This window comes from Streptomyces sp. NPDC050743 (genome assembly GCF_044456925.1).
Classification (GTDB): domain Bacteria; phylum Actinomycetota; class Actinomycetes; order Streptomycetales; family Streptomycetaceae; genus Streptomyces.
This window is the reverse complement of record NZ_JBITGJ010000053.1, coordinates 33,105-55,312: the sequence shown is the minus strand read 5'-3', so window position 1 is coordinate 55,312 and position 22,208 is coordinate 33,105. Positions and strand designations below refer to the sequence as shown.

The following is a 22,208-nucleotide window of genomic DNA, read 5'->3' as shown; positions in this document are numbered from 1 at the left end:
CGCAAGGGCTGTGCTCTACTCCCTGCCATGACGCCTCTGACGAAGCTTCAGCCCGCCCCTGTCATCGATGAGACAGCCCGGCTGCTGACCGAGCACTACGTGTTCCCCGAGATAGCCGGGCAGCTCGTCGGTCTGCTGCAACGACGCCTCACCGAGGGGGCCTATGACGTCGACGGTGCCGAGGAGCTCGCCCGTCTGGTCACCGCAGACCTGCAGTCCGTCAACGGCGACCGACACCTGAGACTGAAGCACCACGCCGACCCGGTCTCCCCGAAGCAGGGGGCGGCCACCCTGGAGGCCATGCGCCGGGACTTCGACACCTCGCTGGGCGGTGCGCCCCGGGTGGAGTTGCTCGACGGCGGGGTCGCCGTGGTGGAGCTGGCACCGATGCTGTTTCCGCTGGAGTGGGCCGCTGAACCGCTGAGCGCCGCGCTCACCCTGGCCTCCCGCGCCCAGGCGCTGATCCTGGACCTTCGCTCCAACCGGGGCGGCGACCCTGACACGGTCGCCTTCGTCTGCAGCTACCTACTCGACGAGCGCACCCACCTCAACACCATGTACTGGCGCGGCGGCGAGCGCAGCGAGCAGTCCTGGAGCCTGCCGTACCTTCCTGGCGCGCGCTTCGGCGGCAGCAAGCCGTTGTACGTGCTGACCAGCGACAGCACCTTCTCTGCCGCTGAGGAGCTGGCTTACGACCTCCAGCAGCTCGGCCGCGCCGTTGCCGTCGGTGAGCGCACCCTCGGCGGCGCACATCCGTGCAACGGCTGGACCGTGCATCCACACCTGGAAGCCACCGTCCCCGTTGGCCGCGCCATCAACCCCGTCTCCAGCACGAACTGGGAGGGCACCGGTGTGCAGCCGGACATCCCTTGCGCCGCTGCCGACTCCCTCGACCGCGCGCACGCGCTGGCCCTCGCCCGACTGGCAGGCTGACCCAGTCCAGCTCACCGACAGCACGCACGCAGTGCCTCCCATATCCACTTCGGCGGCTGACTTCGGCGGGGGAGGCCCTCGTCTCCGGCGGCCGCGCCGTACTCACACCCCGACGATAAGGTTCACTGCCGTAGAAGCCGAAAGGGCTGGGTTCGCTGTCACACGCCTTGATTGGATGACAAGGGACATCGGAAGTCGCTCTGCGGGCCCTTTCCCTGATCGATGTCGATGAGTTTGGGAGTCAGGGCCGCCTTCCTCTCGGACTGGACCGCGCGGTCAGGCAGTGAGCTCCGTCTGGGCTGCCGCCGGAGCGATGGAGGCGTGGCGGATGAACCACTCGGTAGCGAACAGCCGCTCCCGTGCATCCGGCGGAAGGCGGGCGATCACCCCCGGCAGGGCTCCCCGCTCCACCTCGGAGCGATGCGCTAGTACGGCGGCGATCTTCTGCTCTATCCAAGGGCCGACATCAACCGTTGCGGTGACCTGTCCATCCGGAACGCTGTACACCGCCTTGCGCGCACCGATCACGTCTCTCAGGGCCTGCACGGCCGAGTGCGGGTGCGTGGCCAGGTAGACGGCATGCGTCTGCCAGGGGGCACCGACATCCGGGTAGAGCTGCTCCAGTCCGGCTGCTTGGGCAGCGAGCATGGTCACCCGATGGGTGTGCACGTGATCGGGATGCCCGGGCAGCCCGCCATATGCGTCATGGGTGACCATGATGTCCGGGCGGAATTCCCGGATGTGCGTCACCAACCGCCGCACTGCCTCGTCGAGCGGCGCATCGCAGAACCGCACACAGCCCGGGGCCGAGTGCGGTACACGCGCATCGGCATACCCGAGCATCCGCGGCATGCCGGCACCGAGGATGCGCAGCGCCTCGGCCAGCTCCGTAGCCCGCAGGGTGCCCGCTGCCCAGGTCGCCGTGACAACTGCGGTGCGCCCGCCCGCAGCTGCGTGACGGGCAAGCACTCCGCCCGCAGACAATGACTCGTCGTCCGGGTGAGCGAAAACCGCGAGCAGGCTCGGCACGGCCATGGTCAGACCACCTCCCAGCGCGAAGGAGACCCGATCGTACGTCGCCCAGGAGGGCGCGTTACTGAGCCCCGGCCTGCCGCCTGGTCATCGGTGGCCGCCTGGACCGTGGTCGGGGCGGAGGCGACGGTGGCGGCCAGGGCGATGGGGCCGGCCGCGATGACCGTCCAGACCGCCAGGCGCGAGAGGCGGACGCGGCGTCGCATCGCCTCCCGCCGGGCGCCTGCCGCCGTCGGAGCAGCAGCCTCGCCCTTCGAGGCCTGCATGCCAGAGGACATCGTCAAACTCCCAGGTCAGGATGCGTGATTGCTGGACTTGACCCAACCCGCCGCCCCCGACCCGACCGCCGACCACCAGAACCCGACCACGGGCCAGAGGTGGGTCGGTCGGTGCTCGTCGCGTCATCCGCCGGCACCCCGTCGACGGATGCGCCAACACTCGCCTGCCGCACCCCGGCCGGCGGCTGTACGCGAGTGTGCAGAAGGACACCGCCAGACCCGCGTGGCGGCCTGTGCAGCGGGACACCCGGCTCTGCGCAAGAGGACATCGCCCTCCACGGGCCGTCCTGCGCACCCGCTGCACGCGATCCGACTGCGCACGGCCCTCGATCGGTCGCGCAGACCGATTGCACAACGACCAGCCGGGCCTGCGCAGCCGGGCTGGGCACTCACCTGGGGAGGCGTGGTCGGGCCTGGTGGCCGTCAGCGTGGTCGGGGTCGGCGGATGAGCTGACGGCATGGAACGCACCTACGCCTCTGCCCCCGTGCCCACCGGCCGCCCCAGCCCGGTGGGCACACTGCGCTGCCGTGGCGCTGACGCCTGACCGGATCACCCCGGCGGGCTCCAAGAGGGCTTTCGCTTCGAGTGCAGAGTGAGGCCCCGCTTACGCAAAGAACTTGCTCGACATCTGCCTGCGCAGCCGGAGAGCCTCCAACTTATAGGCGGCGTATCCCGGAAGCCGGAGGCTTCACCCGAGGGGTGGAGCGGCTGCGGGCGAGGAGGGCGCTGGCGGCGTCCATGCGCTCGTCGAGCGGGAGGGTGAGGAGGAGTCGGTAGGCGGCGTCAACCACGGTGGCCTGGGCGGTGTCTTCAAACGATCTTGGATGGTGGATCATGGCGAGGTGATACGTCGCCATGAACTGTCGGACGCCGAGCGGGAGTTCATACGGCCGTGGCTGCCCGAGTCGTTGCGTGGGCGGGAGCGGCTGGATGACCGCAGGGTCCTGAATGGGATCGTGTGGAAGTTCCGTACGGGTACGGCCTGGCGGGATATGCCCGAGCGGTACGGGCCGTGGGCGGCGCTGCAGACCCGTTTCCGCCGGTGGGCGGCGGACGGCACGTTCGAGCGGATGCTTCGCACCGCCCAGGCGAAGGCGGACGCGTCCGGCGACACCAACTGGCTGGTGTCGGTCGACTCCACGATCGTCCGGGCCCACCAGTACGCCGCCGGGGCCCGAAAAGGGGGCTCCGCAGCCCGGACATCGGATGCTCCCGAGGCGGTCTGACCAGCAGTAGATCCACCTTGCCTGCGACGGCGTCGGCCGTCCGCTCGTCTTCACCGTCACGGGCGGCAACACCAACGACCGCACCCAGTTCACCGCCTGATGGAGGCGATCCGGGTTCCCCGCACCGGCCCCGGACGGTCCCGGACGGTCCCGGACGGCCCCGGGTGCGACCGGCCCACGTCCTGGGCGACAAGGGCTACAGCTCCCGGGCGATCCGGACCTGGCTGCGCCGGCACGGGATCAGCCACACCATCCCCGAACGGGCCGACCAGGTCCGCAACCGGCTGAACCGCGGCAGCCGTCACCCTCGCAGCCTTGCTGATGTGGGCGTGACATTTGACGACAGAACCTAGGGTGTGGGACTCGGCGGGAGCTGCGCGGGGCTGACCAGTTCGCCCAGGACGTCGGCCATGAACTGGACGAGCCAGCGCTGGGAGGGGCTGCGGGACGCCTCGTGCCGGGCGTAGAGCGCGACCTCGATGGGCTGGGTCTCGAACGGCAGCCGTACCAGTCGCAGGTGGTGGGAGGTGGTGAAGACCTCGCCGACGTACTCGGGAACGATCGCGATCAGGTCGGTCCGTTCGAGTAGGTAGGGCAGCATCGAGAAGCGGGTGGCCTCCACGGTGACGCGGTCCAGGAGCCCGTAGGTGGCCAGCAGGGAGCGGGGGGCGACGTGACCGCTGGGCCCGTACACCGTCGCGTGGTGCTCGGCGGCAAGCTCGTCCAGGGTGACGGCGGCGCCGCGGATGCGGGGGTGGTCGGCGGCGACCATCGCGACGTAGCGCTCGTGGAAGAGCGGGATGCGCACGGTGCGGTGGGAGGTCAGCACCGGGGTGGCGACGAAGGCGTCGAGTTCGCCGCGGCGCAGCTGGCTCTCGGCCTCGTCCACGTCCAGCGCGCGGACGGTGAAGGCCACCCGGGGGGCGCGCTCGCGGGCCGCGGCCAGCAGGCGCGGCAGGAGGGTGGCCTCGCCGAGGTCGGAGAGGGCCAGGGTGAAGCGGCCCGCCATGGCGGTGGGGTCGAAGTCGTCGCCCTGGCGGATCGCTCCGTCGATGTCGGCCAGGGCGCGCTGCAGCGGTTCGTAGAGGCGGCGGGCGCCTGCGGTGGGAGCGAGGCCGCGGCCGGTGCGGTGGAAGAGCTCGTCGTCGAAGTGCCGGCGCAGCTTGGCCAGGCTGTAGCTCACCGTGGGCTGGGTGACGTGGAGGGTCTCGGCGGTGGCCGTGACGCTGCCGGTCTCGTAGAGCAGCACGAAGACGCGGGCGAGGTTGAGATCGAAGCTGCTCATATCGACGAAGTCTATATCGCAGCCCGACAACATTTATTGGTCAGCATGTCGGGTGATGCCTAGCGTGTCCCGCGTCACTGCGAAAGGAACGTCTGTGCCATCCGTGCGTCGTATCTCCCACGAGTTCCTCGAGCGCCGGGGGCTTACCACGATCTTCGGCAACCCCGGCTCGAACGAGTTGCCCTTCCTTGCCGACCTGCCGGACACCTTCCGGTACGTCCTCGGTCTGCACGAGGGCGCGGTGGTGGGCATGGCCGACGGATACGCCCAGGCCAGCGGCCGTCCCGTCCTGGTCAACCTGCACGCCGCGTCCGGCTCGGGCAACGCGATGGGCGCGCTGACGAACGCCGTGGCCTCGCGCACCCCGCTGGTGGTCGTGGCGGGGCAGCAGGTGCGCTCGGCCGTCGGGCCGGAGGCCAACCTCTCCAACGTCGACGCCCCGGCCCTGATGAAGCCGCTCGTCGGCTGGGCCGCCGAGCCGGCGTGCGCGCAGGACGTGCCGCGCGCGCTCGCCCAGGCCGTCTTTGAGGCGCAGCTGCAGCGCCGGCCGACCTACCTCTCCGTGCCCTACGACGACTGGGCGGCCGACGCCGGCGAGAACGCGCCGGCCGTGCTGGACCGGCTGGTCGGGCGCGCAGGTGTACCGGGCCGGGAACAGGGACGCCGGCTGGCCGAGGCGGTCGCCGCCGCGCAGCGGCCTGCGCTCGTCCTGGGCGGTGACATCGACTCCGCCGGGCTCTTCGACGACGCGGTGCGGCTGGCCGAGCGTCTGGGCGGACCGGTGTGGGCGGCGCCGTCGCAGTTCCGGCTGCCCTTCCCCAACCGTCACCCGCTGTTCCGGGGGGTGCTCCCGGCCGGCATCGAACCCGTCTCCCAGGCGTTCGAGGGCCACGATCTGGTGCTGGTGCTCGGGGCTCCGGTGTTCCGCTACCACGAGTACCTGCCCGGGCGATACCTGCCCGAGGGCACCCGCCTGATCCAGGTGACGGAGGACGCCTCCGCCGCCGCGCGGGCGCCGATGGGCGAGGCCCTGGTCGCCGACCCCGCGGCGGTGATCGAGCTGCTGATGAAGGTGCTCGACGCGCCCGAGGAGCCCGTCGGCGACTACCGGCCGGTGCCCGCGCCGCAGTCCGTCGAGGGGCCGCGCCTACACCCGGAGGAGGTCTTCGCCGCCCTGCGCGAGGAGCTGCCCGGCGACACGGCGTACGTGGTGGAGTCCACGTCGACGAACGCGGCCTGGTGGCGCCAGATGGACCTGCGCCGGCCCGGCTCCTACTACTTCCCGGCGGCCGGCGGCCTCGGTTTCGGGCTGCCCGGCGCGGTCGGCGTCGCCATGGCCCAGCCGGACCGGCCGGTCGTCGGCGTGATCGGGGACGGTTCGGCCAACTACGGCATCACCGCCCTGTGGACGGCGGCCCAGCACCGCGTGCCCCTCACCGTGGTGCTGCTGCGCAACGGGACGTACGGCGCGCTGCGCTGGTTCGGCGGCCTGCTCGGCGTGCCGGACGCACCCGGCCTGGACATCCCGGGCCTGGACTTCACCCGCATCGCGCAGGGCTACGGGGTGCCTGCCCAACAGGTCTCCGGCGTGGACGAGCTGCGGGCCGTCCTGTCCGAACGCCCGGACGACCCCCGCCTGGTCCAGGTCGACACGGCGCTCACCACGCCGTCCTGAGCACGCAGCCCGCAAGCCCCCTCGTCAAAGAGCTCAGCACCCCTTGGATGACGGAAGGGAAACCGATGACACTCCTGGACAGCGACGTCTGGAGCAAGAAGTTCCTCAGCGACGGCTGGAAGGACGCCGCCCGCGAGCACCCGGTGACGGAGCCGGCGACCGGGGCCCAGCTCGGCACCGTCGGCCTGGCCACGCCCGACGACGTCACCCGCGCCGCCGCGCGCGCCGCCGAGGCGCAGCGGGCCTGGGCGGCCGTCCCACCGCAGCAGCGGGCCGCCGTACTGCGCCGCGCGGGCGAGCTGTTCACCGAGCACGCCGCCGAGATCGAAAACTGGCTGGTGCGCGAGGCGGGCTCGGTACGCGCCAAGGCGGCCTTCGAGGTGCAGTTGGCGCTGGGCGAGTGCTTCGAGTGCGCGGCGCTGCCGACGCATCCGCAGGGCGAGGTGCTGACGTCGGAGGACGCCCGCTGGTCGTTCGCCCGGCGCCGCCCCGCGGGCGTGGTCAGCGTCATCGCGCCGTTCAACTTCCCGCTCGTCCTCGGCCTGCGCTCGGTTGCGCCCGCGCTGGCGCTGGGCAACGCGGTGCTGCTCAAGCCCGATCCGCGGACCGCGGTCAGCGGCGGTGTCGTCATCGCGCGGATCTTCGAGGAGGCCGGACTGCCCTCCGGCGTGCTGCACCTGCTCCCCGGCGACGGCTCGGTCGGCCAGGCGGTCGTCGAGGCGCCCGAGGTCCGGGTCATCTCGTTCACCGGGTCGACGCCGGTCGGGCGGGCGATCGGCGAGCAGGCGGGCCGGCTGCTGAAGCGGGCCCACCTGGAACTCGGCGGCAACAACGCCCTGGTGGTGCTGCCCGGCGCGGACGTGCACAAGGCGGCCTCCGCCGGTGCCTTCGGCTCGTACCTGCACCAGGGGCAGATCTGTGTGACGACCGGCCGCCACATCGTGCACGAGTTGCTGCTCGACGAGTACACCGCCGCGCTCACCGCGAAGGGCCAGGCGCTGCCCGTCGGCGATCCCGCCCGCGAGGACGTGGCGCTCGGCCCGATCATCGACCGGCGCCAGCTGGAGCGGGTGCACGGCATCGTCACCGACAGCGTCGCGGCGGGCGCGACCGTGGCCGCGGGCGGCGAGATCGTGGGCACCGGCTACCGGGCCACCGTCCTGACCGGCCTCACCACCGACATGCCCGCCTGGCGCGAGGAGATCTTCGGACCTGTGGCACCCGTCATCGGCTTCTCCACGCTCGACGAGGCCGCGAAGATCGTCAACGACTGCGAGTACGGGCTGTCCGTCGGCATCCTCGGCGACGTCGGTACGGCGATGAAGCTCGCCGACCGGATCGACTCCGGCAAGGTCCACATCAACGAACAGACCGTCAGCGACGAGCCCAACGCCCCCTTCGGCGGCGTCAAGGCGTCCGGCACGGGGTCCCGGTTCGGCGGAGCCGCCGCCAACGTCGAGGCCTTCACCGAGACGCAGTGGGTCACCGTGCGCCCGGACATCGCCGACTACCCGTTCTGACCCCCCCTTCCGCTCCACCTCCCACTCCATCCCCGTAGCCGCTCCAAGGGGTACGTCACATGACATCCGTCGTCTCGTCCAACGCGTCCGGCGCCACCAGAAGAACCGGCACCGACCGGCGCAACGTCTGGACGGTGGTCCTGTGCTGGATCACCGTCATGCTCGAGGGTTACGACCTCGTCGTCCTCGGCGCCATCATCCCGATCCTGCTGAAGACCCATCACCTCGGCATGACCGCCGGGGACGCCACCACCGTGGCCACGCTGTCGCTCGTCGGTGTCGCCATCGGCGCGGTCCTGGTCGGCCCGCTGGCCGACCGGCTCGGACGGCGCCTGCTGCTCATCGGCTCGGTCGTGCTGTTCTCGGTCTTCACCCTCCTGGTGCCGCTCGCCGGCTCCGTGACGATGTTCGCCGTGCTCCGGCTCATCGCCGGTCTGGGACTGGGCGCGTGCATGCCGGTGTCGCTCACGATGATGTCCGAGCACATGCCGGCCGAACGCCGGGCACGCGCCAGCACCCTGACCATGACCGGCTACCACACCGGCGCCGTGATCACCTCGCTGCTCGCCCTGCAGGTGACCACGAACTGGCAGGTCCTCTTCTACGTCCTCGGCGGCGCCGGACTCGTCATCGCGGTCGTCCAGTGGTTCCGGCTTCCGGAGTCGGAGGCGTTCGTGCGCGCCAAGGAGGAGCCCGCTTCCTCCCGAGTCCCGTTCACCGAACTGCTCAAGCCGGCCTACCTCCGCGCGGGCATCGGCATCTGGGTCGCCTCGTTCATGGGCCTGCTGCTGGTCTACGGCCTCAACACCTGGCTGCCCAAGCTGATGAACGACGCCGGCTACCCCGTCCCCACGGCCGTCACGCAGCTCCTCGTGCTCAACGTCGGCGGTGTGGCCGGCCTGGTGCTGGGCGGCTTCGTCGCCGACCGGCGCGGCATCAAACTGACCACGCTCGCCTGGTTCGCGGTGTCGGTGGCGATGCTGGCCTGCCTCAGCATCAGGATGCACAGCGACCTGCTGCTGAACACCGTGGTCTTCTTCACCGGCGTGTTCGTCTTCTCGGCACAGGTACTGGTGTACGCCTACGTGACGCACTTCTACCCGGCCGCCATCCGCGGCACCGCGCTCGGTTCCGCGTCCGGCATCGGCCGCATCGGCTCCATCGTCGGCCCGTCGATCACCGGCGCGCTCGTGGCCGCCGGGATCGGCCACCCCTGGGGCTTCTACTTCTTCGCCGCCGTGGCCGTCCTCGGCTTCGTGGCCGTCCTCACCCTGCCGGGACGGGCCGGCCCCGGTCAGGAGAAGGCCCTCGAGCCCGCCGCCTGAGGCACCGGCACGCCCACGGTCATCGGCCTTGGCCTTGTCCGTGGGCGTGCCGCAAGCCGCTACGCCCAGGTCGTCCTCGCCCGTCGGCCGGTCAATGTGACACCAGCGCTGACGAAAGGGTGTCGCACAAGGCTGCGCTCGGGCAGGGCAGAGCCCATGAGCGGGCTGTCTGCTCATGACGCGAGAGCGAAGTTGTGCATGTGGGCAACGGCCTGGATCGCGTGATGGAGACCGTCGCCGCGCTGCCGACAGGCTCGGAGGATCTTGTAGTTCGTCAACCGGCCGATGACATGCTCCACGCGGGCACGGACCCTGCGATGCTCGGCGTTGTCGTCCTCCTCGCCCTTCAGGCTCTGCTCAGGCTCCCCGAACTGAACGAGACCCCTCGCGATCATGTAACTCGTCTCCTGGCAGTCTTGCGGTGAAGCCGCTCCCAGCGGTGGGGGAGGGGCGACCAAAGCAAGATCGGCAGCCGCAGCGAAGCCGAGCGCCACGCAACATGACTGGCGGCAGCAGAGTCAGACCTGCCGCATTGGCAGGTGCCGCCTGTGTACACAAGCTGTCACCTCCGGCGTAGCGCCACATCACGTGCAGTTCATGGTTGCGCTCCGCGCACGACTACGTGATCGCTGGAGAACAGGCGGGTCAGGGGCGCGCAAGAGGCCGTTGCATCGCCATCAAGGCGGTGATCAGATCACATGACGGTGCCGCAGGGCGGACAGCCACAGGTGGCGAGGCCGCAACCGCCCGAGTGGCTCGCCGGCGCCTTGCACTGGCACCTCTGCCGGGACGGGGCGCATCCCGACAACTGCCTCGAGACGTTCCCGCTGGCTTCCTGGGAGGAACACCTGCTCCGGCACGGCGGCCGACTCATCGGCTCCCACCAGGCAGCCGAGGAAGAGACGCAGGCCGGGTCTGGCGCAGGCATTCGCGAGGCCATGCCAGAAGCCGCCGCGGTGGGGCCTGGGCGGATCTCGTACAGACCTGATGGGCTGATGCTGCGCGCCCAGCGCCTCTGTCTCACCGGGCTGCGTCGGGCCACTGGGGTGATAGACGGTGGCAATGGCACCCCGTGGCGGCGAGGGGCCGGGGAACCGGCCCCGACTCCTCGTTCAATCGAGGCAGAGAACCGATTCGCCGCGCAGAAGTGGCTCCAGAGCGCGGACCTGCGAGCCATGCCCACTGCGTTTGAGGGAGATTGCCATGAGCGGTACGACGACCTTGCCGACACCGTCCGGTCCCTACCTGGACGCAGGGCTGCTGCCCGCCGACTTCTACGCCTATGAGGAACTGCTGTCGGAGAAGGATCGGGGGAAGATCGCATCCCTGCGCGACTTCCTGCGCACTCAGGCCGCCCCGCTCGTCGACGACTACTGGGCCCGCGCCGAGTTCCCCTTCCAGCTGGTGGAGGGCTTCGGGAAGTTGGGCTTGATGGCATGGGCCGACCCCGACTCCCCGGAGTCCAGGCCGAGCAACCTCTTCTCGGGCTTCACCGCGCTGGAGCTCGCACACTTCGACGCGTCCTTGGCGACGTTCTTCGGCGTGCACACAGGTCTGGCCATGGGCACCATCCTCGCCTGCGGGTCCGACGAACAGAAGCGGCGGTGGCTGCCGGCGATGAGCCGCTTCGAGAAGATCGGCGCCTTCGGGCTGACCGAGCCGCACGGCGGATCCGACGTGGCGGGTGGCCTGCGGACGACCGCGCGACGTGAGGGCGACGGATGGATCCTCGACGGAGCCAAGCGATGGATCGGCAACGCGACGTTCGCCGACCTGGTCGTCATCTGGGCCCGCGATGTCGAGACGCAGCATGTGCTGGGATTCGTCGTGGAGAAGGACACCCCCGGGTTCACCGCGACGAAGATCGAGAAAAAGATGGCGCTGCGGATCGTGCAGAACGCCGACATCGTGCTCGACGGCTGCCGCGTCCCGGAGTCCAACCGGTTGCAGAACGCGAACTCCTTCAAGGACACCGCCAAGATCCTGCGCCAGACGCGCAGCGGCGTGGCGTGGCAGGCGGTGGGAGTGATGTTCGGCGCCTACGAGATCGCCCTGAGTTACGCGAAGGAGCGCGAGCAGTTCGGTCGCCCCATCGGGGGCTTCCAGCTCGTGCAGGACCTGCTGGTGAAGATGCTCGGCAACGCCACGGCATCCTGCGGGATGGTGACGCGACTGGCCCAGTTGCAGGACGCCGGGGTGTACCGGGACGAGCAGTCCGCGCTGGCGAAGGCCCAGTGCACCGTGCGGATGCGCGAGAACGTCGGGTGGGCGCGGGAGTTGATGGCCGGCAACGGGATCGTCCTCGACTACAAGATCGGTCGCTTCGTCGCCGACGCGGAGGCCATTTACTCGTACGAGGGCACACGGGAGATTCAGACCCTCATTGTCGGACGTGCCGTGACCGGCGGCCTGAGCGCCTTCGTGAGGTGACGACCATGACCACCGAATCTGTCTTCACCGGCTTGAAGGTCCTCGACGCGTCGAGCTTCATCGCGGGACCGGCCGCGGCCACCGTGCTCTCCGACTTCGGAGCGGACGTCATCAAGATCGAGCCACCGGGCAAGGGGGACCCCCAGCGGCGGCTCAGCTCCGTGCCGCCCAGCCCCCGTGCCGAGGCCAACTACAGCTGGCACCTCGCCAACCGCAACAAGCGGGGCATGGTGCTCGACCTGAAGTCCCCGGCGGCCACCGAGGTTCTCAAGCGGCTCGTCCAGTGGGCCGACGTGGTGATCACCAATTTCCCGCACGGCACGCGCGAGAAGCTGCACCTCGGCTACGAGGAGGTCTCGGGCTGGAACCCGAGAGTCGTCTACGCCGACATCACGGGCTTCGGGGATGCCGGTCCCGACGCCGGACTGCCGGGATTCGACCTGACCGCCGCCTGGTCGCGCAGCGGGCTGCTGGCCTCCACCCGGGATGCGGGAGCACCGCCGACGGTGCCGGTCTGGGGCAGCGGTGACTACATGTCGGCGATCGCGATCTACGCCGCGATCGTGACCGCCCTCTACCGCCGCGAGCGGACAGGACAAGGGGCCAGCGTCGGGACGTCGCTGCTCGCCGCAGGCGTATGGGCGACGGGAACACTCGTGGCCGGCGCGCTCGCCGGCGGCACGCCGTTCGAGCTGCACGACCGGAAGGCACCGGCGAACCCCCTGATCAATCCCTACCGCACCGCGGACGACGAGTGGTTCATGCTGGTCACCTCACCCCCGCACTGGCCGGGACTCACGCGGGCCATCGGGCATCCCGAGCTCCTCGAGGACCCCCGTTTCGCCGGCATCGAGGGCTTCGTCAAGAACTCCGCCGCGCTGACGGAACTGCTCGACGCCGAGTTCCGCTCACGCCCGTTCGCCCACTGGAAGGAGGCCCTGACCCGGGAACGCGTCACCTACAGCCTCATCCAGACACCGGAAGAGGCAGCACAGGACCCGCAGCTGCGCGCGAACGACATCGTCGTGCCGCTGGCAGGGGTCAGCGGGCTGGAGTACACCATCAACAGCCCGGTCACTGTGCGAGGCGTCGAGAAAGTCCCGGCGAAGCGGGCCCCGGACCTGGGTGAGCACAACGACGGAATCCTCGCCGAGCTGGGATTCGGCCCTGCCGACATCGCCGAGCTGCGCGCCCAGGGAGCGATTCCCGGCCCGACGCAAGCGCAGGCGCCGCAATGAGCACGGCGCCCGAAGCGGCCGCCATGGTGCTGCACGAGCGCCGCGGCGGCGTGCTGACCCTCACCATCAACCGTCCGGCACAGAAGAACGCCGTCGACCACGAGGTCGCGGTACAACTCGCGGCGGCCGTGGATCTGCTCGACGCGGACCCGGAACTCTCGGTCGGCGTCCTCACGGGCGCGGGCGGGGTGTTCAGCGCCGGCATGGACCTGAAAGCCTTCACCAAGGGGGAGCTGCCCGTGCTCCCCGGCCGAGGATTCGGCGGGCTCACCCGCGCGGCAGTGCGCAAGCCGCTGATCGCCGCGGTCGAGGGCTGGGCGCTCGGCGGAGGCTTCGAGATGGTACTCGCCTGCGATCTGATCGTCGCCGCGGAGGACGCCCGGTTCGGGCTTCCCGAGACCACCCGCGGTCTCGTGGCGGCAGAGGGCGGACTGGTCCGGCTGCCGCGCCGCCTTCCGTACCACGTCGCCGCGCGCGTACTGCTCACCGGCGAACCGCTGACCGCCGCAGAAGCCAAGCAGTACGGGCTCGTCAACGAACTGACCCCGCCCGGCACCGCGTTGGCTGTGGCCCGGGAACTGGCGGAGCGCGTCGCGCGGAACGCACCGCTGGCGCTCGCAGCCGTCAAGGAGGTCCTGCGCGAAACCCAGGGCCTGAAAGAGAGCGACGCATTCACACGCCAGGACGAGATCACCAGCGGGCTGGCCACCAGTGGGGACGCCAGGGAAGGCGCACGGGCGTTCGCTGAAAAGCGCGCACCCGTCTGGCACGGCCGTTGATACCGGTCACTTCAGCCCCCTATGTCCCGTATGTGATTCTCTCAGGAGCAGTGACCAGTCATGAATGCGCACAGGCCTGTCCAGCGCGTGGCGATCGTGGGGACCGGCACGATCGGTGGGAGCTGGGCGACGCACTATCTCGTCCGCGGGTTCGACGTCACGGCGACCGATCCCGCCCCCACCGCGGAGACGGCTCTGCGGGCGTACGTGGAGGCGGCATGGGACACGGCCGCCTCGATCGGGCTCGCGCCCGGGGCTTCGCCCGACCGGCTGAGCTTTACCGCGGACCTGCGTCAGGCCGTCGCGGACGCCGACTTCGTCCAGGAGAACGCACCGGAGCGGCCGGAGCTCAAGGTGAAGCTGTTCGCCGACATCGACGAGGCCACGCCACCTGACGCGATTCTCGCGTCGAGTTCGTCGGGCATCACGATGAGCGTCATCCAGGCCGAGTGTCGGCGCCCGGAGCGGACCGTCATCGGGCATCCCTTCAATCCGCCGCACATCGTCCCTCTGGTCGAGGTCGTCGGCGGCACGAGGACCGATCCGGACACGGTCCGGGACGTCATGGCGTTCTACGCCGCGATCGGCAAGAAACCGGTCCACCTCAAGAAGGAACTTCCCGGGCACGTCGCCAACCGCATCCAGGCCGCCCTGTACCGCGAGGTGGTCTACCTGGTCCAGGAGGGCGTGCTCGACGTGGCCGACTCCGACGACGCGGTGTCCTGGGGCCCGGGGCTCAGATGGGGTGTCATGGGACCCCATCTGCTGTGGCATCTGGGCGGAGGAGAGGGCGGCATCCAGCACTTCATGGAGACGCTCATGCCGCGGATGGTGGCGTCCTGGCAGGACCTGGGCACCCCCGAGTTCACACCCGAGCTCCAGCAGACGATCGTGGCCGGTGTCCTCGATGAGGCGAACGGCCACTCGGTCGACGAGCTGGCCGACCGGCGCGACGCGATGCTCTCGGCCCTGCTGGCCGTGCGCGCCCGGCATGACTCCTCCGCCCCGGGGTCCACAGCCGACCCCGTGACACAGGAGGGGGCGTGACGCAGCGGCAGGAAAGGCTGTTCGTACTCGAGGCCAGCGGTGGCGGCCGGCTGTTCCGCGTGAACCCCGACGGCTCGGGCAAGACGTTCCTCGTCACCGGGTGCAGGGTTCCTGACGGGGTGGCGGTCGATGTGGCGGCCGGGCACCTCTACTGGACGAACATGGGTGTGCCGGCGGAGAACGACGGGTCGATCGAGCGTGTGGATCTGGACGGAGGCAACCGGACGACGATCGTGCCGAGCGGCGTCACGCACACCCCCGAAGCAGCTCCACTTCGAGGCCGTGGGCCGGAAGCTGTACTGGGGTGATCGTGAGGGCATGCGCGTGATGCGCTGCGAACTCGACGGCTCGAACGTTGAGACACTCGTGCAGACGGGACAGGGAGCCGACGACCGCGAGGACGAGAGAAGGTGGTGCGTGGGAGTCGCCGTCGACCCGGCCGGCGGACATCTCTACTGGTCCCAGAAGGGCCCGAGCGACGGGGGAGAGGGGAAGACCCTGCGGGCCGGAATCGACCTGCCCGACGGGCAGAGCGCGGCCGAACGCAGCGACATCGAAGTGCTCTTCGAAGGGCTGCCAGAGGCGATCGACCTCGAACTCGACCACGCGCAGCGCCTGTTGTACTGGACGGACCGCGGCGACCCGCCCCGGGGCAACACCGTGAACCGCGCCCCCATGCACCCGCCGAACGCGGTACGTTCGCCCGAGATCCTCCTCACCCACCTGATGGAAGGCATCGGTATCACCCTCGACCCGGACGGCGGCCGTATGCACGTGACCGACCTGGGTGGCAGCGTCTACACCGCCGGCATCGACGGATGGGACCGCAAGGAGATCCTCGTCGCACAGGGCAACCTCACCGGAATCGCCCATGCCGTGCTGGTGACCGGAAAAGGCGTCTGACCAAGTGCGTACGTCACACTTCCCATTTGGTTCAACGTTAAATTACATTGAGGGGTGTCGCAAAATTCAAGGAGTCCTTGTGGAGAGCATTGAATCGGCCGGCGTTGACGCGCAGCACTCTGTGCGTGTCTTCAGTAGTGCGGCACGGTGGCTGACTGAGCAGGTCGGGCAGGAAATTCGACGTGAGACCGGCATGTGGCAGATCCACTATGAGATGCTCTCTTGGCTGGCGGAAGCTCCTGAGGGGCAATTGGGCCTGACCAAGTTGGCCCGGCGGATGGGCATATCGACCAGCAGACTCTCCCATCTGGTGGACCGCACACGGGAGCACGGCTGGGTGATGCGGGTACCGGATCCCGTCAGCCGCCGCATCGTCCTGGCGCGGCTGACCGGTGCGGGAAGAGATGCCTTGCGGGCCGCAGCTCCCCTTCAGCTCGCCTGCGTGCGCTCTCATTTCCTCGACCGTCTCACGCCTGCCCAGGTTGAGCAATTGCGCGAGATCAGTGAGGCACTTATCGGGCCGGTCGACCACCACGACGAAGGCGTCGGTGTGAATTCGGAATACACGGAACGGTCGGCCTGACGCCGCCTTCCTCCACCGCAACTCGGTAATTGCGCTTCACCCATGAGGAAGTGCATTCGCAGACGACGTTTCTGTCCTCGGACGTCCCGCGTGCCGACGTCACTTCCCTGGATCGTCATTGGCGTCGCGCACCGCGCGCATGGCATCGGCGAGCTTGCCCAACCCGTCGCGGCCGAGAGGGGCGAGGACTCGATCGCGCAGAATCCCCGTAACGGCCTCGGAGATGGCCCGGGCCGTGTCCTTGCCCAGGTCCGACAGTTCGAGGTAGATGAGGCGCCGGTCTTCCTCACAGGTCATACGCCGAGTCAGACCGGCCGCACAGAGCCGGTCGGCAAGCTTGGTGAACCCGCCACTGGACATGCGTGTCTCGTGTGCCAGGCGTGTCATCGGCATCCGGTTCTTGGGCGCGGTGAGCAAGCGCACCAGAATCTCGGCGGCGCCTTGGCGGAGGTTGAAGCGCTCGGCCAGTTCGCTCGCGAGAGAGTCCTGCGTGGCCTGGAAGCCCTGCATCACCAGCATCCACCCGTCGAGCAGCTCACGGTCAATGATCTCGCCGCCACTACGGACGTCGCCACTGGCGGAGGGCGGCGTGGGCTCCGCCCTCCGCCGCCCTCTCGTCTCTCTCCATGCCAGTGTCAACGCGCCGGCGGCGCAGATGTTCCTGATGACTCAGACGGGCAGGCCCGGCCGTGCCAGGACGGCGCGGGTCGTCAGCCCGCTGAGAATGCCGAGGCCGACGGCCGAGGCCGCCCACCAGGGGGCCCAGGGAAGGAGGCCGATGGCCTGGTCGACCGACCAGCGGCCGGGCCCGGTGAGCGTCAGCACGGCCGGCAGGACGGTCAGGACGAGTGGGTGCCCATCCGTGCGCGGTGTTCTGTGCTGGGTGTCGCGGTATTCGTCCGCACCAAGGACCCCGTGCCGTTCCAAGAGGATGATCTGCGCCTTGCTGAGGAGCTCGTCACGCGAGCCGCGCTGTGCCTGGACAACGCCCGCCAGTACGCGTGCGAACGTACCGCGGCTCTCGCGCTCCAACGCCACTTGCTCCCGAGCCGTTTGGGGGGGGCGGTGTCGCAGTCGACGTGGCCTCGCGCTATCTGCCCGCCGACACGGACGCCGGCGTGTCTGCCGCGCCGCAGCGCCGCAGCGCGAGCTGACGCCGAGCACTTCGAGGGCCGCGCCACACCCATCTACCGTTAGTGCCGCAGCCGTGCCCAGCACACCGGGTCGACCGCGCAGCGGCTAAGGCAGGTCTTCACGGACGCGGCCGCCAGGGACCGGTGCGGGGCGGCCGGTCGTGGCGTACGAGCGGTGCGCCATGTAAGGGCTCGGTGCCCGGGCGATCCAGGCCGCCGCCGACCGGGATCGCCCGTGCACGGGCGTTGCCGTCAGCCTGACGTCGAAGCGTGTGATGTGTCCGTACGGTATGCGGTCACCATGACAGGGCGATGTACTTGGACTCCGTGTAGTCGAGCAGCCCCTCATGACCACCCTCGCGTCCGATGCCGCTCTGCTTGGTACCGCCGAACGGCGCTGCCGGATCCGACACGACACCGCGGTTGAGCCCCACCATGCCGGAGTCCAGACGCTCACTCACCCGCAGGCCGCGGGCCAAGTCGGAGGTGTAGACGTAGGAGACCAGACCGTACTCCGTAGCGTTGGCCAGCTCGATCGCCTCGTCCTCGGTGGTGAAGCTGACGACAGGAGCGACCGGGCCGAAGATCTCCTCCTCCAGCACCGGCGCGCCCGGGGGCACGTCCTTGAGCACCGTCGGCGGGTAGTAGTGACCGGCGCCCTCGAGCGGCCGGCCGCCGGTCACCAGCGAGGCGCCGGCCTGCACGGTGCCCGTGACGAGTTCGGCCACCTTGTCCCGGCTTTCCGCGTTGACGAGCGGGCCGAGCTGCACTCCGTCGTCGAGACCCGGGCCGACCTTCAGGGCGCCCATCGCCTCGGCCAGCCGACGGGTGAACTCGTCCGCGACCGATGCCTCGACGTAGAAGCGGTTCGCGGCCGTGCACGCCTCACCGCCGTTGCGCATCTTCGCCACCAGGGCGCCGGCCACCGCTTCGTCCAGGTCGGCGTCGGCGAAGACCAGGAACGGCGCATTGCCGCCGAGCTCCATCGAGCAGTTGACCACGGTCTTGGACGCGGCAGCCAGCAGGACCCGGCCGACCTCGGTGGAACCCGTGAACGACAGCTTGCGTACCCGTGGGTCGTCCAGCATCGCGCCGACGACCGCCCCAGAGCGGCGGGAGGGCAGCACGTTCACCACACCGGCGGGCAAGCCCACCTCCTCGAAGAGGGCGGCGACGGCCAGCGCGGTCAGCGGTGTGTCACTGGCGGGCTTCAGGACCACGGTGCAGCCGGCCGCCAGCGCCGGACCGATCTTCCGGGTGGCCATCGCGGCGGGGAAGTTCCACGGTGTGACGAGGACCGAGACGCCGACCGGCTGGCGCAGCACGAGGATCTTGTTCGAGCCGGACGGCGCGGTCTGGACGCTGCCCAAGGTCCGCACGGCCTCCTCGGCGTACCAGCGGAAGAATTCTGCGGCGTAGGCCACCTCGCCGCGGGCGTCGGCGAGGGTCTTGCCGTTCTCCAGGACGATCAGCTCGGCGAATTCCTCCGCCCGTCGGGTCATCAGGTCAAAGGCGCGGCGGAGAAGCTCGGCTCGCTGCCGGGGTGGGGTGGCGGCCCAGCCGGGAAGGGCGGCATCGGCCGCGGTCACAGCAGCGAGGGCATCCTCGGTGGTCGCGCTGGCGACATCGGCAAGCTTTTCGCCGGTGGCCGGGTCCACGACATCGATACGGGAGCCGTCGCTCGACGGCTGCCAGTGGCCGCCGATGAACAGGTCGGTGGGGATCTTGTCGATACGGAGCCGGGCGGGGGAGCCCGAGTGGTGTGCACTCACTTATTCATCGCCTTCTGCACGTTCCGATGATGAGGTCCGCTGCGTGAGCGCCAGGTTGTCCGGCGTGGCAGCGGTGGGTGGTGCCATGAGCGTTGATGCGGACCGGTGCCGAGGGGAGCGAGGCAGGGCTCCTCGGCGATCCTGGCCACCGGCTTGGTACTCCGGCGGCACGGCCGGAGGGTCCTCCGCGATCGTTCGACCGTTGCCACGACGGCTCCCGGGATATTCTCCGGTTGTCCGGGCGGCCGTCTCTCCCGTCACCGCCACGGGGCTGGGCGGGCCGCGCACCCGGCCGTCGCCACGGTTCGCTGCGAAAGGTGCTGCTGAGCGGTTTCATACGGCGGCCGGCCTCCAGGGGGCGAGGACGGCTCCGCTCACGGGGACATGAGCACCGCGTGTGCCGTGACACGAGGCACGGGCCTGCCGCACGGGCCCGGGCCGTCGGGTGGGTCCCGTCAGTACGCGTTGGCGACGAAGAGCTCCTGCGCCGGGAACTTCGTGAGGATCTGTGGTCCGTCGGCGGTGACCACGACCTCCTCTTCTATGCGTGCCGCGGAGAAGCCGTCCGAGGCCGGGCAGTAGGTTTCCAGGGCGAAGACCATGCCCTCCTCGATCTCCACGGGGTTGTCCAGGCTGTTCAGCCGACTGATGATGGGCCGCTCGTGCAGACCGAGGCCCAACCCATGGCCGAACTGCAGACCGAAGGCGGCCATCTCGTTGGCGAAACCGAACTCGGTCGCGGCCGGCCAGACCCGAGCCACCTGGTCGGTGCCGACCCCCGGCTTCACCACGGCGATGGCGGCGTCCATCCACTCGCGGGCCCTGGTGTAGGCGTCACGCTGCGAGCTGGTGGCGCTGCCGACCGCGAAAGTGCGGTAGTAACAGGTGCGGTAGCCGTTATAGGACTGGATGATGTCGAAGAACGCCTGGTCCCCGGGGCGTATGAGGCGGTCGGAGAAGTTGTGCGGGTGCGGGTTGCAGCGCTCGCCGGAGACCGCGTTGATGGCCTCCACCTGGTCGGAGCCCATCTCGTACAGGCGCTTGTTGGCCAAGGCGACGATCTCGTTCTCCCGGATGCCGGGCCTGAGCACGTCGACGATGTCCTGATAGACCCCGTCCACCATGGCCGCGGCCATGGAGAGCAGGGTGATTTCGTCCTGCGACTTGATGGTCCGGGCGTCGAGCATCATCTGCTGGGCGTCGACGACCTTCAGCCCCTGCCGCTGCATCTCGAACAGGAACGGCGGCTCGACGATGTCCACACCGACCGGCAGGTCCGCCACCCCCGCGTCCTCCAGCATGCCCTTGATCTCGCGCACCGCCGAGGCCATCAGGCCGGCGTCCGGAGCGATGGCGCCGCGCATGCCCAGCATGCCGGCACGGGAGTTCTCGGGCTTCAGCCATGGAGCGAACAACTGGTGATGTCTGGCGGCGGAACCGAAGTCCCACAGCACCGGGTCTCCTCCACGGGTCAGCAGGGCGTACCGGGTCATCTTGTCCCCGAGGGCACCGCCGATCCAGGTTTGCGTGGTGTAGCGGATGTTGTAGAAGTCGAACAGCAGGAAAGCGCCGCACTCGCTGGCGTCCAGCACGCCACGGGCGCGCTCCAGCCGGTAGGACCGCAGCCGGTCGTAGTCCACGCGCGTCTCGTAGTCGACTGCGCTGTGGCCGTGGGCCGGGATGGGGCGTGAGGCGCTCACGCTCGTCACTGTCATCGTGTGGTTCGTCCTTTGTCACGTTGCCCGGGAAACCGGCGAGGGGCCGTGCGGGCGGTCGAAGGAGGGGCGTTGTCGCCTGGTGGTGGGCTTGCCGAAGCCGTGCGGGCTCCTGGTGCCGGCCGGTCGAACGCTCAGGACCGGGGGGTGAGGCCGTCGTCCACCGTCACGTTCTCCGGTTCCAGCGTGATGCCGCAGCGGCGTGCCTGTTCGAGGATCAGAGTGGCGAAGTCCTCTTCGGTGTGCCCGGCGCCGATCGCCGCCTGGACGAACTGCGCGGTGGTCGAGGCCACGGGCATCGGAACCTCCAGTTCGCGGGCAGCGGCCAGTGCAAGGTCGAAGTCCTTGCGCAGCAGGATGTTGGTGAAGGTCGGCTTGAAATCAAGGTTTACCAACGCCGGCGACTTGTACTTGGTGAAAACAGAGCCCATCACCGAGTCGTTGAGGAACTCGAGGAACGCGGAGCGCTTGACGCCGCCCTTCTCCGCGAGCAGCGTGATCTCGGCCAGCGACTGGGTGACGACACCCAGAAAGACGTTGTGCGCGATCTTGACCAGGCGGGCCACCTCGTCCTCCCCGACGTAGGTCACACCGCGGCCCAGCAGGTTCAGCAGGGGCTCGACGGCATCGAACACCTCGCGTGGACCGGAGACCGCTACGGTCAGCTTGCCGGCCGTGATCACCTTCGGGTTGCCACTGACCGGCGCGGCCAGGAAGTCGGTGCCGCGCTTGGCGGCCGCTTCCCGTACGAGGGCGGAGACCTGGGTGGACACCGTGGAGCTGTCGATCAGTACGCCCGGTGCGACGTTCTTCGCGGTCAGCACGCCCCCGGGGCCGGTGGTGACCGACTCCAGGTCCGCGGAGGCGGAGACCATCACGAACACGACGTCCCGGTCGGCGAGTTCCTCGGGCCGGTCGACGATCGTCGCGCCCTTCTCGGACAGCGGCTCGGCCTTGGCCCGGGTCCGGTTGTAGACGGCGACATCGTGGCCGGCGTCGAGCAGACGGCCTGCCAGCTGGTACCCCATACGGCCGGTACCGATCCAGCCGATGCGGGGGCGGTCGGTGGCGACATACGTCATGGTTTTTCCTCACTCTTGGAAGACGGCGCAGCAGGGCCGGCATGCCGGCAGGCGGTAACCCCCGCCGTGGCGGAGAAGCCGGACACGGGCTCGGTGACATGCGCTCGGTTGCTCTGAGAAAGCACCGGCCATGCCCAGCACGCGATGAGAAAGGGAGCACTTGATCTGTGGTGATGACACAACGTGTCCGCAGCGAGCGGGTCGGGCGCCGCTCGCCGTATGCGCTCTGCAATCGATTGCCACGTTATGCT

Annotated in this window: 20 protein-coding genes and 1 pseudogene; 13 read left to right on the top strand and 8 right to left on the bottom strand. The window is 69.6% G+C overall.

Features of this window, described 5'->3' with window-relative positions:
• Positions 1 to 27 precede the first annotated feature (27 nt).
• Entirely contained in the window at positions 28 to 933 is a 906-nt protein-coding gene (locus ACIBJF_RS35085) for a S41 family peptidase (RefSeq protein WP_399179918.1), read from the top strand.
• A gap of 276 nt (positions 934 to 1,209) precedes the next feature.
• Here the strand turns inward: ACIBJF_RS35085 and ACIBJF_RS35080 are convergent, their stop codons facing one another.
• The gene (locus tag ACIBJF_RS35080; RefSeq protein WP_399179917.1) at positions 1,210 to 1,968 is read right to left on the bottom strand and encodes a PIG-L family deacetylase; all 759 of its coding nucleotides are present in this window, start codon (positions 1,966 to 1,968) and stop codon (positions 1,210 to 1,212) included.
• Positions 1,969 to 3,086: 1,118 nt separating this feature from the next.
• Between ACIBJF_RS35080 and ACIBJF_RS35075 the strand changes: the two genes are divergently transcribed.
• Positions 3,087 to 3,470, top strand: coding sequence for an IS5 family transposase (locus ACIBJF_RS35075; protein WP_399179915.1), 384 nt, complete (start codon positions 3,087 to 3,089; stop codon positions 3,468 to 3,470).
• Positions 3,471 to 3,487: 17 nt separating this feature from the next.
• A complete protein-coding gene (locus tag ACIBJF_RS35070; protein ID WP_399179914.1) occupies positions 3,488 to 3,823 on the top strand; it encodes a transposase in 336 nt (111 codons plus the stop codon).
• On the opposite strand, the gene ACIBJF_RS35065 is transcribed toward ACIBJF_RS35070, so the two are convergent.
• Positions 3,820 to 4,755, bottom strand: coding sequence for a LysR substrate-binding domain-containing protein (locus tag ACIBJF_RS35065; protein ID WP_399179912.1), 936 nt, complete (start codon positions 4,753 to 4,755; stop codon positions 3,820 to 3,822). The two genes, ACIBJF_RS35070 and ACIBJF_RS35065, sit on opposite strands and share 4 nt — an antisense overlap.
• A 94-nt stretch (positions 4,756 to 4,849) precedes the next feature.
• On the opposite strand from ACIBJF_RS35065, the gene mdlC reads away from it, so the two are divergent.
• The 3 genes from mdlC (at position 4,850) to ACIBJF_RS35050 (ending at position 9,275) form a co-directional block, all read left to right on the top strand.
• The gene (gene mdlC, locus ACIBJF_RS35060) at positions 4,850 to 6,430 is read left to right on the top strand and encodes a benzoylformate decarboxylase (RefSeq protein ID WP_399179910.1); all 1,581 of its coding nucleotides are present in this window, start codon (positions 4,850 to 4,852) and stop codon (positions 6,428 to 6,430) included.
• A gap of 65 nt (positions 6,431 to 6,495) precedes the next feature.
• Positions 6,496 to 7,950 (top strand): benzaldehyde dehydrogenase, encoded by a 1,455-nt coding sequence (locus ACIBJF_RS35055; protein ID WP_399179909.1) that lies wholly within the window; start codon positions 6,496 to 6,498, stop codon positions 7,948 to 7,950.
• A gap of 59 nt (positions 7,951 to 8,009) precedes the next feature.
• Positions 8,010 to 9,275 carry an MFS transporter gene (locus ACIBJF_RS35050; protein WP_399179908.1) on the top strand — a complete coding sequence of 422 codons (1,266 nt, stop codon included), beginning with the start codon at positions 8,010 to 8,012 and terminating at the stop codon, positions 9,273 to 9,275.
• A gap of 173 nt (positions 9,276 to 9,448) precedes the next feature.
• Here ACIBJF_RS35050 and ACIBJF_RS35045 read toward each other — a convergent pair.
• A pseudogene (locus tag ACIBJF_RS35045) lies at positions 9,449 to 9,625 on the bottom strand (transposase); the annotation flags it as partial.
• 853 nt (positions 9,626 to 10,478) lie between these two features.
• On the opposite strand from ACIBJF_RS35045, the gene ACIBJF_RS35040 reads away from it, so the two are divergent.
• The 7 genes from ACIBJF_RS35040 (at position 10,479) to ACIBJF_RS35010 (ending at position 16,255) form a co-directional block, all read left to right on the top strand.
• Positions 10,479 to 11,705, top strand: a complete 1,227-nt coding sequence (locus ACIBJF_RS35040; RefSeq protein ID WP_399179906.1) for an acyl-CoA dehydrogenase family protein — start codon at positions 10,479 to 10,481, stop codon at positions 11,703 to 11,705.
• Between the two features lie 5 nt (positions 11,706 to 11,710).
• Positions 11,711 to 12,943 (top strand): CaiB/BaiF CoA transferase family protein, encoded by a 1,233-nt coding sequence (locus tag ACIBJF_RS35035; protein ID WP_399179904.1) that lies wholly within the window; start codon positions 11,711 to 11,713, stop codon positions 12,941 to 12,943.
• A complete protein-coding gene (locus tag ACIBJF_RS35030; protein WP_399179902.1) occupies positions 12,940 to 13,722 on the top strand; it encodes a crotonase/enoyl-CoA hydratase family protein in 783 nt (260 codons plus the stop codon). Before ACIBJF_RS35035 ends, ACIBJF_RS35030 begins: the two co-directional genes overlap by 4 nt.
• 60 nt (positions 13,723 to 13,782) lie before the next feature.
• Complete coding sequence (locus tag ACIBJF_RS35025) at positions 13,783 to 14,769, top strand: 3-hydroxyacyl-CoA dehydrogenase NAD-binding domain-containing protein (RefSeq protein ID WP_399179900.1); 987 nt, start codon at positions 13,783 to 13,785, stop codon at positions 14,767 to 14,769.
• A complete protein-coding gene (locus tag ACIBJF_RS35020) occupies positions 14,766 to 15,077 on the top strand; it encodes a hypothetical protein (RefSeq protein WP_399179898.1) in 312 nt (103 codons plus the stop codon). The genes ACIBJF_RS35025 and ACIBJF_RS35020 overlap by 4 nt, the downstream gene beginning before the upstream one ends.
• Positions 15,078 to 15,087: 10 nt before the next feature.
• The gene (locus ACIBJF_RS35015; RefSeq protein WP_399179896.1) at positions 15,088 to 15,672 is read left to right on the top strand and encodes a hypothetical protein; all 585 of its coding nucleotides are present in this window, start codon (positions 15,088 to 15,090) and stop codon (positions 15,670 to 15,672) included.
• Between the two features lie 79 nt (positions 15,673 to 15,751).
• On the top strand, positions 15,752 to 16,255 hold the full coding sequence (locus ACIBJF_RS35010; protein WP_399179894.1) for a MarR family winged helix-turn-helix transcriptional regulator: 504 nt from the start codon (positions 15,752 to 15,754) through the stop codon (positions 16,253 to 16,255).
• A gap of 99 nt (positions 16,256 to 16,354) precedes the next feature.
• Here ACIBJF_RS35010 and ACIBJF_RS35005 read toward each other — a convergent pair whose 3' ends face one another.
• From ACIBJF_RS35005 to ACIBJF_RS34985, 5 genes are all read right to left on the bottom strand, one after another.
• Positions 16,355 to 16,774, bottom strand: a complete 420-nt coding sequence (locus ACIBJF_RS35005) for a MarR family winged helix-turn-helix transcriptional regulator (RefSeq protein WP_399179892.1) — start codon at positions 16,772 to 16,774, stop codon at positions 16,355 to 16,357.
• A gap of 150 nt (positions 16,775 to 16,924) precedes the next feature.
• The gene (locus tag ACIBJF_RS35000) at positions 16,925 to 17,287 is read right to left on the bottom strand and encodes a hypothetical protein (protein WP_399179890.1); all 363 of its coding nucleotides are present in this window, start codon (positions 17,285 to 17,287) and stop codon (positions 16,925 to 16,927) included.
• Positions 17,288 to 17,684: 397 nt separating this feature from the next.
• Complete coding sequence (locus ACIBJF_RS34995; RefSeq protein WP_399179889.1) at positions 17,685 to 19,160, bottom strand: NAD-dependent succinate-semialdehyde dehydrogenase; 1,476 nt, start codon at positions 19,158 to 19,160, stop codon at positions 17,685 to 17,687.
• 455 nt (positions 19,161 to 19,615) lie between these two features.
• On the bottom strand, positions 19,616 to 20,860 hold the full coding sequence (locus tag ACIBJF_RS34990) for a M24 family metallopeptidase (protein WP_399179887.1): 1,245 nt from the start codon (positions 20,858 to 20,860) through the stop codon (positions 19,616 to 19,618).
• A gap of 149 nt (positions 20,861 to 21,009) precedes the next feature.
• Positions 21,010 to 21,957: an NAD(P)-dependent oxidoreductase gene (locus ACIBJF_RS34985; protein ID WP_399179885.1), complete on the bottom strand. Its 948-nt coding sequence runs from the start codon at positions 21,955 to 21,957 to the stop codon at positions 21,010 to 21,012.
• Positions 21,958 to 22,208: the final 251 nt, after the last annotated feature.

Coding starts and splice junctions, on each gene's coding strand:
- ACIBJF_RS35085 (WP_399179918.1), top strand. CDS start 28: ATGACGCCTCTGACGAAGCTTCAGCCCGCCCCTGTCATCGATGAGACA.
- ACIBJF_RS35080 (WP_399179917.1), bottom strand. CDS start 1,968: ATGGCCGTGCCGAGCCTGCTCGCGGTTTTCGCTCACCCGGACGACGAG.
- ACIBJF_RS35065 (WP_399179912.1), bottom strand. CDS start 4,755: ATGAGCAGCTTCGATCTCAACCTCGCCCGCGTCTTCGTGCTGCTCTAC.
- ACIBJF_RS35055 (WP_399179909.1), top strand. CDS start 6,496: ATGACACTCCTGGACAGCGACGTCTGGAGCAAGAAGTTCCTCAGCGAC.
- ACIBJF_RS35050 (WP_399179908.1), top strand. CDS start 8,010: ATGACATCCGTCGTCTCGTCCAACGCGTCCGGCGCCACCAGAAGAACC.
- ACIBJF_RS35040 (WP_399179906.1), top strand. CDS start 10,479: ATGAGCGGTACGACGACCTTGCCGACACCGTCCGGTCCCTACCTGGAC.
- ACIBJF_RS35035 (WP_399179904.1), top strand. CDS start 11,711: ATGACCACCGAATCTGTCTTCACCGGCTTGAAGGTCCTCGACGCGTCG.
- ACIBJF_RS35030 (WP_399179902.1), top strand. CDS start 12,940: ATGAGCACGGCGCCCGAAGCGGCCGCCATGGTGCTGCACGAGCGCCGC.
- ACIBJF_RS35025 (WP_399179900.1), top strand. CDS start 13,783: ATGAATGCGCACAGGCCTGTCCAGCGCGTGGCGATCGTGGGGACCGGC.
- ACIBJF_RS35015 (WP_399179896.1), top strand. CDS start 15,088: ATGCGCGTGATGCGCTGCGAACTCGACGGCTCGAACGTTGAGACACTC.
- ACIBJF_RS35005 (WP_399179892.1), bottom strand. CDS start 16,774: ATGCTGGTGATGCAGGGCTTCCAGGCCACGCAGGACTCTCTCGCGAGC.
- ACIBJF_RS34985 (WP_399179885.1), bottom strand. CDS start 21,957: ATGACGTATGTCGCCACCGACCGCCCCCGCATCGGCTGGATCGGTACC.